The sequence below is a fragment of the Flavobacterium sp. Arc2 genome, assembly GCF_041431385.1.
Taxonomy (GTDB): domain Bacteria; phylum Bacteroidota; class Bacteroidia; order Flavobacteriales; family Flavobacteriaceae; genus Flavobacterium.
Genome location: NZ_JASMRH010000011.1, coordinates 13,082 through 28,555, shown reverse-complemented (window position 1 = coordinate 28,555; position 15,474 = coordinate 13,082). Strand labels below are relative to the sequence as shown.

6 protein-coding genes are annotated in these 15,474 nt (G+C 33.4%); all 6 read right to left on the bottom strand.

Annotated features, from left to right (window positions below):
• Positions 1–81: 81 nt before the first annotated feature.
• On the bottom strand, positions 82–2,358 hold the full coding sequence (locus tag QO182_RS09250; RefSeq protein WP_371561152.1) for a GH92 family glycosyl hydrolase: 2,277 nt from the start codon (positions 2,356–2,358) through the stop codon (positions 82–84).
• A gap of 183 nt (positions 2,359–2,541) precedes the next feature.
• Positions 2,542–4,569: a glycoside hydrolase family 97 protein gene (locus QO182_RS09245; protein ID WP_371561150.1), complete on the bottom strand. Its 2,028-nt coding sequence runs from the start codon at positions 4,567–4,569 to the stop codon at positions 2,542–2,544.
• A gap of 323 nt (positions 4,570–4,892) precedes the next feature.
• The gene (locus tag QO182_RS09240; protein ID WP_371561148.1) at positions 4,893–6,380 is read right to left on the bottom strand and encodes a SusD/RagB family nutrient-binding outer membrane lipoprotein; all 1,488 of its coding nucleotides are present in this window, start codon (positions 6,378–6,380) and stop codon (positions 4,893–4,895) included.
• Positions 6,381–6,391: 11 nt separating this feature from the next.
• A complete protein-coding gene (locus QO182_RS09235; protein ID WP_371561146.1) occupies positions 6,392–9,499 on the bottom strand; it encodes a SusC/RagA family TonB-linked outer membrane protein in 3,108 nt (1,035 codons plus the stop codon).
• A gap of 1,250 nt (positions 9,500–10,749) precedes the next feature.
• Positions 10,750–13,002 carry a GH92 family glycosyl hydrolase gene (locus tag QO182_RS09230; protein ID WP_371561144.1) on the bottom strand — a complete coding sequence of 751 codons (2,253 nt, stop codon included), beginning with the start codon at positions 13,000–13,002 and terminating at the stop codon, positions 10,750–10,752.
• A gap of 110 nt (positions 13,003–13,112) precedes the next feature.
• Positions 13,113–15,434 (bottom strand): family 20 glycosylhydrolase, encoded by a 2,322-nt coding sequence (locus QO182_RS09225; RefSeq protein ID WP_371561142.1) that lies wholly within the window; start codon positions 15,432–15,434, stop codon positions 13,113–13,115.
• Positions 15,435–15,474 lie beyond the last annotated feature (40 nt).

The window sequence follows — 15,474 nt, the reverse complement described above, 5'->3', positions numbered from 1 at the left end:
TTTCATGCTTTCGGTTTCTTATTTTACTAATTGGACTACAGTTGATGCTATATTCAATTTTAACTCACTACACTTATAAATCTACATAGGTCTATCTTCTTTTTTTACACCCCAAGATGGCGAAGGGACACTCCCCATAAATAATTTCAATTCACCTCCTTCTACTATCATTTCGTGTGTGATGTAAGACTTAGTATATGCTTTCCCTTCGTATTCAGCTTTTTGAATGTATTTATTTTCTTTGCTGTAATCTACTGCCGTCATCTTAAAAGAAATTCCATTTTTATGATTTATAGTAGCGCTGTTCATCAAAGGACTTCCTAAAACATAAATCCCATTGGCTGGATTAACAGAGTAGAATCCCATAGACGATAGTACATACCAGGCAGACATTTGCCCTAAATCTTCATTTCCGCAAAGACCATCGGCTTTTGAAGTATAAAAAGTATCTGCAATATCTCGAATTAATTTTGCTGTTTTCCATGGCTGACCTGCGTAAGCATACAAATATGGAATGTGGTGATTTGGTTCGTTTCCTTGTGCATACTGTCCAATAAAACCACTAATATCCGGTGAAGCATTATCACCTACGACACCTTCTTCTAACGTAAATAAAGTATCTAGTTTCTGAGTGAATTTGTCATCACCACCAAATAATTTCATTAAACCGTATGGGTCTTGCGGTACTAGCCAAGTATATTGCCATGCATTACCCTCAACATAATCATCTTCTCTATGTGATGAAGAAAGCGGGTTAAAAGGTTCTCGCCACTGACCATTTTTTAATTTCCCTCTCATGAACCCAGTTTTAGAATCAAAATACTGTTCATATAATTTGGCTCTTTTCGAAAAATATTCATAATCATCTTGCTTGTTCATTTCCTTTGCCATTTGGGCAACACACCAGTCATCAATAGCATATTCCAATGCGTTTCCTACACTTTCCAGCTCAACATCAGCGGGAATGTATTCCAGGTTTTGTACATAGTTCATTCCTGCACGCGTTTGCATTGAAGTTTTTTTGATGGCTTCATAAGCTAAATCCACATCATAGTCTCTAAAACCTTTAAAATAAGCATCTACAATAACAGCTATCGAATGGTTTCCGTTCATTGTATTGGTTTCATTCCCCATCAAGTGCCAAACCGGTAGTCTTCCTTGTTGCTGGTATATAGCCAAAAACGATTTTACAATATCATTGATTTTATCAGGTTGTGTAATCGTAAATAAAGGATGTAAAGCACGGTAAGTATCCCAAAGTGAAAAAGTCGTGTAATTTGTAAAACCCGCTTTTTTATATATAATTTTATCCGTTCCTCTATAATCGCCATTTACATCGTTAAAAATAGAAGGCGCAAACATAGTATGATATAAGGCCGTGTAAAAAATATTCTTCGTGTTTTCATCTGCCGTAATCTGAATTTTGTTTAATTCAGTATTCCATTTTGTTTTGGCTTTCTGCGTTGTTTTTACAAAATCCCAATCCTGAATTTCCGCTTTTATGTTTGCCAAAGCATTTTCAGAACTTACTGGAGAAATCCCTACTTTAACTAATAATGTTTTTTCTTTATTCAAATTAAAATCAACTACAGCTTTCATTCGAATACCTTCCCCTTCACTTCCCTTCATAACAGAAATACTGTCATAGAGCGAAATATTTACAATAGGCTCTGAGAATTCCATAGCAAAATATACGCGTTGGTCTTCAGCCCATCCTTTTGAAAGACGGTAACCTTCAATACTATTTTTTCCCGTTTTCTTGATAAATGTCTTCATTGGTTTATCCCAACCCACACCATCAGCCAAATCCAATAAAACATGAGATTCCTCTTTTGAGTTGAAGGTATATTTATGGAACCCTACTCTTTCAGACGCTGTTAATTCTGCTTTAATATTATATTTATCTAATAAAACACTATAATATCCAGGCCTACTGATTTCATTTTCATGCGAAAAATAAGATCCGTAACCATGCCCCATATCTTCTTTTGTTCCTTTTGTAAGTGGTACTTTTCCAGTTATGGGCAATAGTAAAATATCATTCAAATCTCCAATTCCAGTGCCGCTCAAATGGGTATGAGTAAAACCCAAAATAGTATTACTGGCATAATTGTAACCACTGCACCAATCCCAACCTTCAAACACATTAACGGGTCCGAGTTGAACTGCTCCAAAAGGCACATTGGCTCCTACAAAAACATGTCCGTGTCCAGCGGACCCTATAAAGGGATTTACATATTGACTATAATCTAAACTGGGTTGCTTATCCCTTTTGTTTTGCCCTAAACTTGGCTGAACAAACCATGTGCTGAGTGCAATAATTGCTGAGAAAGCTATTTTACTGTGTTTTGGAAACATTATACTTTTTTTTAATTAATACCTATTAGTATTTTAAATTGATGAGAAGCGAAAATTTTCACAGATTTACTTTAAAACATGTTTACTAAACGTTTGCCAAGTTATTTTTGAAGTAGCTAAATTAATATTTTATAAATTTGGCTAAATTTAAGTCATTCTTTTTTTTAATTGGCCCTTCTATTATTATTTAATTGGTACAAACCTGATTGCTTGTCCACCACCAGCGGCTAATTTAATATCGAGAACACCCTTTGAATTAACCTCCTTTTGAGAAATTTCTATTTCCTGTGGGTTTGTTCTCCAATTGGTATTTTCTCCATCAGCGTATATTTCAGCACGATAATTTGTGTCTTTTTCTAGAAAAGTTAAAGGTATTTTCAAGTCTCTTTCATTTTCATTGGTGATGCTACCCAAAAACCAATTACCGTTCAATTTATCTTTTCGTACAACAGTAATATAATCTCCAATTTTACCATTTACTACTTTTGAAACTTCCCAATCAACTCCTAGATCTTCAATAAATTTAAAAGCGGGCTGATTTTCGTAGTTTTCAATAAGATCAGAGGCCATTTGTAATGGACTGTACAAAACAACAAATAAAGCGAGTTGTTTAGCAATAGTGGTGTTTACTCTAGAAGTTCCATCGTCTAAGTCATTCCATTTTACTCTATTCTTAGCGTTTTTATATAAAACATCAAATATACCAGGGGTATAATCAAGTGGCCCGCCTAAACCTCTTGTAAAAGGTAATATTGTATGATGATCAGGGGGATTTCCAGAACTCCAACCGTTCCACTCCATGCCTCGTGCTCCTTCTCTTGTCATCATATTAGGGTATGTTCGTCTAATACCAGTAGCTTTAATTGGCTCATGAGCATCAATCATGATATGGTATTTTGCAGCTGATTTTACCACTGCATCATAATGATTCACCATAAATTGACCATGGTGAAACTGTCCTTTTGTTTGTATGCCTCCTGCATATCCTGTTTTTACCGTTTTTACTCCTAAATCGTGGTACATTGAAAAGATTTTATCAAAATTTTCTTGAAAGGATTCTGCGGCACCTCCTGTTTCTACATGACCTATATAACTTACATTTTTTAATTTTGCGTACTCCGCAATTTCTTTTAAATTAAAATCTTCATAAGGAGTCACAAAGTCAAAAGCATCTTTTTTACCCCAATTTTCCCAACCTGTATTCCAACCTTCTGTCAAAACACCTTTAATATTATGCTTACTAGCAAAGTCAATATATTTTTTAGTATTAAACGTATTGGCACCATGGCGTTCACCCAAAGTCCAAGTTTGAGTCCCAATATGCATTCCCCACCATATACCAATATATTTCATAGGTTCAATCCACGAAGTATCCTCCAGCTTATTAGGCTCATTTAAATTCAAAATTAAATTAGATTCTACTAATTCCGATGCTTTATCAGTAATTTGAATAGTTCTCCATGGTGTCTCCATAGGAGCTTTAGTTTTTACCTTTACTCCGTCTGGCCACGGAACTAAATTACATTGAAAAGAAAATGAATTATTTTCAGATTTCAATAAAGTCATGTCTGCATAATTAGTCAAATTAGCCTCGTGAATACTCGCAAAAAATCCATCGGTAGTTTCAAATGTTATGGGTGTATTAGCGCTAATAACATCAGATATTGGTGCTTTTTTGTATAACATTTCATAGGAATCAAAATTTGCTGGTATATACCAAGCTGTATGATTTTTTATAAAATTAAATTCTGTTAACTCTTTAGTTATACTAATGTTATCAATATTTTGTTGCTTAGGAATTTCATATCTAAAACCTATACCATCATCATAAACTTTGAATATAATATTCATTTTTCTCTTTAGCCCGTCCTTTTCTTGTAACTCAACTTTTAGTTGATTGTAATTATCAAGTATTTCTTTATTTTCACCCCATACTTGAGACCATGTTGTATTTGAATTACTATTTTCAAATCCTATCACTTCTAAATTTTTATTTAATGCTTTTACTCCTGTGAACTCAAATCCTAGATTTGAGGGTTTGATAAATGGAGTATTCTTATACTTAATAGAATAGTGAACAGCATCATCAGAAACTTCGATGGTTGCTTCTATTTGTTTGTTTGGGGATCGTACTGTTAAAACATTTTTCTTAGTAAAACTTGTAAGAAATACTAGTAAAAGGAGAAAATAAAACTTACAAATATTTTTCATTATTCTTTATTAAAAATTTATTTGATTATTTATTATTGTGATTGACCTGCAATACCCACTATTACTAACTTATTGAATAGAATATATTAAAGATCTCCTAATAATTTATAAACGAATGTATTGAGTTTAATTTATAGGTATTTACTTCAAAACAGGATAGTTTCCTATATTATTTTGCGCTGCAGTTTGTTTATTAGTCAACCTTTATTAAGGGTCTGTGATAAACAAAAAAACAGTTTATTTTATTGATCATATTTGTCTATAATAAAAAAAGGGAGGGTAAAACCACTCCCTTTTTAATAACTAAACTGAAAATATTTTCATTATTTGTCCCACCATACTCTTGTAGTAAGTACATCTGGTCCCTGAGCTGCAATTGCTGCAGCATAATTTGTAGGATTTACAACTTGTTCGCTAGTTGTATATGTCAATCGTCTTGGAATGGTTCCATTAGTTTCATTTCCAGGATAGTTTACCGGAACTAAATTAGGAAAACCTGTTCTTCTCCAGTTAGCGAAAGTTTCATATTCATTTAAGAATGTTGCTACCCAGTATTGATCTCCAATCATTTGTAGTGCATTTGCAGCAACAAAAGGCTTATTAGTTAAATAGTCTTGGATTTTCACATCTGAGATAGTCGCTGCTGATCCATAAATCGAAAGATATTTCATTGCTGCAGTAACTCCTGCATTATAATGAGATTCTACATTTCCACCTGCTAACCCCCATCTGAAAGCAGATTCAGCTAACATAAATTCAACTTCAGCGTACGTTTGGAAAAACATTGGTGCATCTTCACCTGTAATTATTGCCCTATTAGGTTCTGCGTATGCATTTGTATTATCCTCACCAGTTGCAGCCTTTAATAGGTCCGAATCTAAACCATTAGGTAGACCTTTCAAATTAGCAACAATAGTGCTTTTGTCACTTCTTCTAGCTCCTAAAATTGGTAGCCTAGGATCTCCATTAAGAAAATCTACAAAAGTTTTACTTAATCTTGGATTACTATCTGCTGAAAAAGCTTCTCCATTACCATTTTTATTAATCCCTTCAGGACCTGGCGTATGCTGGATATAAGCTATGTCACTATTTGATGTCATCACTCCTCCTGCAATAGCTTTGGTAGCCCATTCTTGAGCACCGCCAGCATTAACTTTAATCATGCGCAGCGCTAAACGTAACATCATTGAATTAGCGTATTTTTTCCACTTCGCTTGATCTCCTTTAAAAATTAAATCAGCAGCTCCCCATTTTGAAGTTCCAGTACTTAATTCAGCAGCTGATTCTTCCAGTTCCTTTAACATATCTGCATAAATATCGCTTTGCAAATCATATTTAGGCGTTAAAACCCCCTCTAAATATCCTTTTCCAGCTTCACTGTAAGGAATATCTCCATACAAGTCAGTTAACCTTTGGTAAATTACGACTCTTTGAATTCTTGCAATAGCAATCATTTCAGCAGGTTGTTCTTCCTTTTTTAACTGTGCTAAAATATCCTCAATCCCCTTTACTGGACCTGAATAATAGCGATCCCATAATGAAGACGCATACCCTTTATTCCAGAAATATTTATCTCCAGACCAATAACTAGCTGTTGTTGCAATGTGCTGCATCATAGTCGATTGGTAAATTAAGTTTGCTCTCCATGCTTCGTAACGCTCCCCTGACATTCTCAATTGTGTAGCTGTCAATTTACTTGCTGCATCTATTTGAGAAGATTTTGTTGGATCAACATTTAATTCTTCATAACCATTATCACACGATGTAAATACTAGTAATAATAGTAATAATTTAAAAATTACTTTTTTCATAATTATATCTTCTAAAATTTGACATTTAAACTAACTCCGTAACTTCTTGTAGAAGGTAATCCATAATATTCAAGACCTTGAGCGTTACCATTACTGTAAGCTGCTTCTGGATCAATATTATCAATACTTCTCTGGATATAAAACAAATTCTTTCCTATTACTGAAATATTAGCGCTAGTTAAAAATGTTTTCTTTAAAAACTGTTGAGGAATATTATACCCAATACTTACTTGTCTGAATTTAATATAATCAGCATCCTCAACAAACTCCTCAGCGATACCTGAAATTCTACCCCAGTAAGTAGCTAAATTTTTAGGAGCAACAGTTGTTGTGAAAGGCAAACCTGTCGCATCATCAATACCATTAACAGTTAATCCGTCTTCACGACCTTCTAATGTCATTTTATGTTGACCTCTTCCCACTGCTCCAGCATTTGTTCCTGAATATATTTGACCTCCAAATTTAGCATCAATTAGAAATGATGCATTAAAGTTTTTATAAGTAAAGGAATTGTTTAAACCCATTGAGTAAGGAGGAACTCCTTGCCCTAATTGTTTATTTCCACCATCTTTTGCTCTTGGAACACCATCAGAATCAATCTCATAAATAATCATTCCATCATCATTTCGAGCGTATGACGTTCCATAAATTACACCATAAGGTTGACCTACAATATGACTAATTTGTACATTTTGACTACGAGCTTGACCTAAATTAATATCAGAATTTGTTGCATTTGTTGCCACTACCTTTCCGTTATTATAAGCAAAATTAAAGCTTGAAGTCCATTTGAATTTTTGCGTTTTAATTAGATCCCCTGAAATAAGCATTTCAAATCCACTATTGGTAATTTCACCTAAATTAGCTATTGAACTTCCATATCCTGAAGTTTCTGAAGCACTTACTTCTACAATATCTTTGGTAGTAGTTTTGTCATAATAAGCTAAATCAATTGATAATTTACCATCAAATAATCTAGTATCTAAACCAAATTCAATTTCATTTACATTATAAGGAACTAGGTTTCCATTAGGAATACTACTATTAGAAATACCTCCTAAAGATTGACCTAAATGTCCTTGTCCAAAAATCCCGTAAGTTAAACCTAATGAATAAGGATTTGGTGCTCCGCCAGCTAATTCAGAATAACCAGCTCTTAATTTTGCAAAACTTATCCACTTTGGTAATTCAAACGCATCGCTAAGTATTACACTTGAGTTAACAGATGTATATAAATCATTATTAGGACTAGTTTTTCCTGGAGCGGATAATGTTGAAAACCAGTCATTCCTAGCAGTAAAATTTAAATAGACTATTTGTTTGTAATCAAATCCAAAAGAACCATAAATAGAACTCATTTTTTGTTTACTATAAGCATATTCTGTACTTTGATCTTTTGTGTTTTTGACAGTCTCTAAATTTGCCACAATAAATCGATCTCCGTTCAGTTTTAACTGCTCTCTCTCTTGAGTATTACTAGAAACTCCAATAATTGAATTTGTAGAGAAATTTTTAGTAATGTTTTTATTGACACCCATCATAAGATCTGAATCCGTTTGAGTATATCTTTTTTCTTCTTCATTCATTCCTCCTTCTGTCTTATAAGCAGTACCCCATGGCTCTACAGCAGTAGCTTTTCTAGTATATTCATCTATACCTGTTCTACCAGAAAGATATAACCAATCTAGAATATCATATTTCAAAGATGCAGAAGCAATAATTCTATTTTTCTGATCTTCATTTCTGAAATTATAAGCTGCGAAGTAAGGGTTTGTAGAATAAATATTATTAGATGTTCCTCTCTCTGAACCATCTGCATTTGCTCCAGGGTTCATTGTTGTTATATCAACGTTTGCTGGTAAAACGGCAACAGAATAGTTTGCATTCCCTGGTGAATCTGATAACCTTGGTCTGTTATTAGTACTCTCTCTAATATACTTAATATTTGTACCTAACGTTAATTTATTTGCCAAAACAGATCCTAAATTTAAAGAGAACGTTTTTCTGTTAAGACCTGAATTTGGTACAATATCATCATTTGATAAATCCGATAAAGAGAATCTATAATTAGATTTTTCATTAGAGTTAGAAATTGCAACAGTATTGATATAAGTTGCTCCTGTTCTATAGAATTTATCTACATTGTTTCCTGCATAAGAATAAGGTCTTGATTCCCCATCCCAATTTACAACATTAGAACCATCTAACTTAGCTCCCCATGAAGAATTTGGATTATCAAAAGCCATCGCTTCCGTAGCTGGCGCAACTCCTAAAGTTCCCTGCCCGTATTCTTTTTGGAAATCTTGAAGTGATGAATTAACCTCATCGAATATCAATGAAGAACTATATTCCACACCTAATCCTTTTTGACTTTTTCCTGATTTAGTAGTAATCATAATTACACCATTAGCTGCTCTTGATCCATAAAGAGCTGCTGCAGCACCACCTTTTAGAACACTAACAGAAGCGACTTCGTCTGGATTAATACTGGAAATCCCATCTCCACCATCATTACCACCCCACATACTAGCTGAGCCATTAGTGTCGTTCCCCATTGGCATACCATCAATAATATAAAGTGGTTGATTATCTCCTGTTAATGAAGTATTACCACGAATAATAACCCTACTTGAGCCCGCAGCTCCTGTTGCATTTCCTGTGATATTTACACCTGCAATTTTTCCCTGTAGACCATTAATAGCATTTGTTTCTTTTACTAAAGAAATTGCATCTCCTTTTACTTCAGTTATAGAATAACCTAGTGACTTAGTTTCTCTTTTAATCCCTAAAGCGGTAACAACTACCTCGCTTAAAGATTCTGCACTTTGAACTAATGAAACGTTAATTACAGTTTTATCCTTAACTGAAACTTCACTGGTAACATAACCCATAAATGAAAATTGCAGAATTGCATTCTCATTTTTTAGCTCGATACTATACTTTCCATCCAAATCGGACGAAGCCGCATTTGTCGTTCCCTTCACAAGAATGGTTGCTCCCGGTAATGTCATACCACTACCCCCATCCTTAATTGTCCCTGACACTGTTGTTTGTGCATTGGCATACTGGAAACCGAAAATGCAAAAAATAAGCAGTAGTCTTAATACTTTTTTAATCATAGTTTAGTTTTTAGATTAATAGTTAAACCTCTAACTTAAGGTTAATAGTTTGTTAAAACTAAATTTATAATTCGTTATTCACATATTATTTCGACCAATAACAATTTGCAAAAGGTGTTAGTCATTTTTTAAACTATTTTGCATCTAAAAGCGTTATTTTCGTCAGAAATTTTCAGCGTTAAAAAAGGCTTCCTTTAACAGAAATGAAATGTTAAAAATAACCAAACTTACAAGGAGTAAAAACAGCTAAATCACATTGAAAAAAATCAATTCTACCAGAAAAAAACATAAACCCTACATTCTTTTTTACCCTAACTCAAACGATGTATTATTTTAAAATAAGTTAATACTTCATTTAATACTCCTTTTTTTTATAGATAAAATAATTATAAGATGAGAAAAGCAAACTGCCCTAAAATCGTATCAATCAAAAAATAGTCGTGCTTAAAAGTTTTTTAGGTAAAGATTTTTTGTTAAAAAAAATAGAATATTTTCATTTTTAAGCAGCCATAATAATGTATAATCAGCCCCTTTTTATGGTTCATTCGGCTCTTCAGTAACAACTTTTTTTCACTGTTTTTCAATGATTTGATTTTAGAGAATTATTCACCAAGATTAAAGGATTCTGCAGTATAGAAATGAGAAAAAAATATTTTTACGTATAGATAAAGATGCTGTTTAAATACTATTTTCGAATATTTAAAAAACTAGCTCTTCTTATAAAAAAAGGTTAATCTGTTTTGAATGTCATAAGTCTTTATTGCTTCTACAACAGTAAGCTGACCTTGTTCAAATTCTTGAACAATTTGTAATTTAAAAGACATTGAGCACTCTTTTTGAGTAAACTTCACATGGCGTGTTTTTCCATTAAGCTGATTTTTGTGTACCGCAATTACAGGACGGGACAATGACTAAAAATAAAAGGAGGCGGTTTTCACCGCCTCCTTTTTCATATACAACTTAAACTATTTAGTACATTCTTAATTCAATAGTCTTGTTTCTTTATTTGACTTTGTTCTGAATATAGCATTAAGGTCCTAGAAAACTCTTTACACGGTCAGTACATTTAGACGTTTTTGTGGAGTTCAATTCGTTAAGGAAGATGCTAAACGTTTAACTTATTCATCATGAGTCTTTATTTTTTTCGATACTTAATCTTTTTAAAATTATAAAATGTTAGGTGATCGATTTTATATTCTCTTCTTTCCAGTCACTTGTTAAACTGTAGTTATCTTCTTTATTACTCCTATTTAGTTTTGAATTACTTTTAATGTTGACCCATTTACAAAATCATCGTGCGTTATAAAAAAACTATCGTAGCCTTTTCCGTTTAATTCTATTTTACTGATTTTACCATTAGTATTAGCTTCTCTTTCAATAACTATGTTTTTATTTTTGTAATATTTAGAATCTAATTCAATAGTAATTTTATCAAAAACTGGCGTCGTAATAGTATATTTTGGATCGCCTGGCGCAATAGGATAGATTCCCATCATCGAATATACTAACCAAGCCGACATTGTACCTGTATCATCATTTCCTGGTAAACCGTCTGGTTTATTTTGGAAATATTTTTTTATCAATTTTTTTACTAATTCTTGACTTCTCCACTCTTCTCCTTTTACATAGTTGAACAAATAAGGATAAGCAATATCAGGCTCATTAGCCATATCAAAATAGTTGTTATCAAAAAGTTTTTGCAGTTGATTTGTAAATCCTTTTTTACCTCCCATCAATTTCACCAATCCATTAATATCATGCGGAACCATAAAAGCATATTGCCAAGCATTACCTTCTATAAAACCAATATTTTCTTCAAAATTAGCGCCAGATAATGGATCAAACGGCTCATAAAAACTACCGTTCTCTGTTCTTGGGTGCAATAATTTTAAATTTTTATCATATAATTTTCTGTACGATAACGAACGATTTTTAAAACGCTCATAGTCTTTTTTATTTCCTAAGGCTTTCGCCAAAAGCGAAATAGCATAATCAGAAGCATTATACTCTTGAGTAGTAGACACCGATCCTTTGTTTTTTGTAGTAACAAAACCTTTCTCGATATAATCTTTCAATTCTGGACGCAACGGATTATTCTCTATTTGATCAGCGCTTTTAAGCATGGCTTTGTATGCCTTTTGCACATCAAAATCTTGAATCCCTTTCAAATACGTATCAGCAATAACAATACTAGCTGGATCACCCACCATAGTAAAAGTTTCTGTAGCATTCAATTCCCATTTAGGCAACCATCCATTTTCATCATACATTTCCAACATACTTTTTATCATGTCAGACTGCTGTTTTGGATATACTAATGACATCAGCTGATGCAAATTTCTATAAGTATCCCAAAGTGAAAAAACCGTATATCTCGTTCCTTCTGTTTTACCTATTTTGCCCGTTTTAATCTCCGGATATTCTCCATTAGAATCATTTAAAGTATTAGGATGAATTAAAGTGTGATACAAGGCTGTATAAAAAACTATTTTATCTTCTTTTGTGCCACCTTCTACCTTAATTTTAGAAAGTAAGTCATTCCATTCGTTGTAAGTTTCTTTGTAAACGACATCAAATGTTTTATTTGCTGTTTCATTTTCTAAATTTTCACGGGCGTTAGCAATGCTCACATAAGAAACACCTATTTTCACTTCAACAGTTTCTGTTTTATCAAATTGATATGTAAAATAAGTCCCAATACTATCTCCAACAACCATTTTAGTATTGTTATCCATCATGCGCATTTTACCATTATATCCCATCCATTGTGCTTCAACACCTTCGTGTTTCGCAGGTTTTTTCCAAACTCCAAATGAATCAGCAGGTTTAGAAAATTGAGCCACAAAATAAACTGGATAAGCATCTTCTGGACTATTATAACAAAACGAACCTACATTGCGCATGCCTTCAATCTCAGTCGCCGAGACTACTTTTACCATTCCGCCTTCTTCATTGGTTAAGCCCACTCCAAGATTCAGTAGAATATTAGATTGCCCTTTGGGAAAAGTAAATCTGCTTACACCAACACGTTTTGAAGCTGTAAACTCTGCTTTGATATCGTATTTATCAATCTTCGAACTGTAATAAGCCGTTTTTGCCACCTCATCAGAATAAGTGGAACCGTATTTTAAATGATTTGTTTCTACTTTTCCTGTGGTGGGCATCAGCAATAAAACACCCAAATCAGGGCAACCAACCCCACTTAAATTCACCTGAGAAAATCCTGTTAAAAAAGTATTTTCATGAACATAAGGATTAGACAACCAGCGACTGTCTTTCTCTAAAGGTAAATTTTGCGCACCCGCTACGTTAAACGGACTAATACTAGCCATTCCTCTAGGTGCAATAGGCCCTGGATAAGTAGCCCCAAAATTAGAAGTCCCAATAAAAGGATTGACATAATCAGCGGGTTGCTGTTGTGCATATAAAGTAGAGCAGCAGATAGACACTACCACCACAAATATAGATTTTACTATTACTTTAGTTTTGTAAATTAAAAGCATATCATTTATTTAGTATTTGTTTATATTTTTAATGTCCAAGCACGGATTAAACCTGTCGTAAAATCATTCTCAATTTCAGCTTAAACTTAAGCTAATATTACTTAGAAATTTTAATTTACCTGAATTTCGTCCACAAATAGCCAGCTTCCGCCGCCATTAGGACTCTTTTTTAAATTAGTAGCAACCACTTTTAAAAATCTTGCCTTCGTTTTAACAAAATCAATTTTAAAGTCATTAAGTTCATCATTCCCGTTTGATAAAAAAGCGCGCGTTAACTTTCCAACTTCTTCAAAATTAATATTATCATTAGAGATTGAAACAGTCACTGCAGTAGGAAAATAAATTCCCGATCCTTGACTTTCTAAGCTGCCTAAAATCACTTGCTGAATCTCTTTTTCTTTTTTTAAATCAATAACTACCTCCATATCGTCTTTTAACCAAGCCTGCCATTGTCCATCGTGAAAATTCTTAGTTCCTCTGATGATGTTTACCAAACTCAAAGAACCATCACCTTTGTAACTATCACTAAATGGTGTTTTAAAAGTCAGTTTACTCGCTACCGCTTTATGAAGCTTAATGGTATCAATAAAAACTTTCCCTACACGTTTTTCATCCTTAAATAAAGAAGCTTTTAATAATGTAGTTCCTGCAACCTCAATAGGATTAGTGTATTTAATTGCGTTTTCACTTATATCTTTATCCCCAATCAGGTATCGAATGTCAGGATTAGGAAATTCATTTTCTAAACTTAAGAACACTTTTTTAGCATCCACATTTACTATGCTACTTGCTGTTATCATATAAGCACTTTTAGCATAGTTTATTCCTAAAGTATCATAACGCTTAAACATCGTTCCTAATCTTTCAGAAAAACCTTCCCAGTTACGAGATTCTTTTGTGCTCCATAAAACTTCAGACAAGGCGGTTAGTCTGGGGAAAAGCATGTACTCTGAAAGTGCTTCTGAAGTGATGTATTCCGACCATAAATTAGCTTGACCACCAAGAACATGTTTTGCTTCTGCGGGAGTCATCGACTCCACAACAGGATCAAAAGCATATACTTTATTTAAAGGTAAAAAAGCATTAAACGCTAAAGGCTCTTCATTTTGAGGACCTTGGTAAAAATTAAAATAGCAATGCGATTCCGGTGTCATAATTACATCATGTCCTTGCTCAGCGGCTTCAATTCCGCCTTTAGTTCCTCTCCAGCTCATAACAGTTGCTTCGGGAGCTAAACCACCTTCTAGAATTTCATCCCAACCTATTAATTTTTTATTTTTGGAGATGATGAATTGTTCAATTCGTTTTATAAAATAACTTTGCAATTCGTTTACATCTCTTAAGCCTTCTTTTTGAATTCTTTTTTGGCAATTAGGACAGGTTTTCCAATGGTCTTTGGTAGCTTCATCACCACCAATATGAATATATTGTGAAGGAAAAATTTCCATTACTTCAGTTAGCACATTTTCTAAAAACTCGAAAGTACTTTCTTTGCCGACGCAATAAATATCAGTAATGGGCCAAACTCCTCCCGAGGGGGCACCAATGGCATTTTCAAAACAAGACAATTCAGGATACGCCGCAATCGCTGAACTTACATGCGCCGGCATTTCGATTTCAGGAATAACTTCTACATTCTTGGACTGTGCATATTTTACAATCTCTTTTAACTCTTTTTGGGTTAAAAAACCACCATATGATCCTTTATCCGTTGGACTATTTACTGCTCTAGCATTCCAGGCTTTGTATTCTTGATTAACCCTCCATGCACCAACTTCAGTTAATTTCGGGTACTTTTTAATTTCGATCCGCCATCCTTGATCATCTACTAAATGTAAATGCAGCACATTCATCTTATGCATCGCTAGACGGTCAATAGTTTTTAAAATATATTCTTTATTAAAAAAATGTCTTGATAAATCAAGCATCAATCCGCGCCATTGAAAGCGAGGTTTGTCTTTTATATCGATTGCAGGAATTTCCCATATTGTATTTGCAACTACGATTTCACTTTCTATTGCAATGGGCAATAATTGTCTCATAGTTTCTAGACCATACATAAATCCAGCACTCCCTTTAGCAGTAATAACTACACTTTTTTTAGAAACTTTCAATTCATAAGCTTCTTTTTCAAAACTATCATCTATTATTAATTGAACAAAATTACTTTTAGGTGCTTTTAAAACAACAGCAAATTTTAGTCCCGAAGCTTTTTCTAATTTGTTAATTAATGCGGAAGTAATATCTCTTTGAGCATTATCATTAATGACAAATTTTGTTTCATTTGAAAATCCGAACACTCCATCAGAAAGCACCATTTCATTTGGTTTCGGAATGATTTGGATCTCTTTTTGAGTAAATACTTTTTGCCCTAAACAAACATTGGTAACTGCAATAAACACTATAATTAATAAGCGGTTGACTTTATTCATTTTGGTTTCTATTAATTTTTAATTAAACGGTGTAATTTAA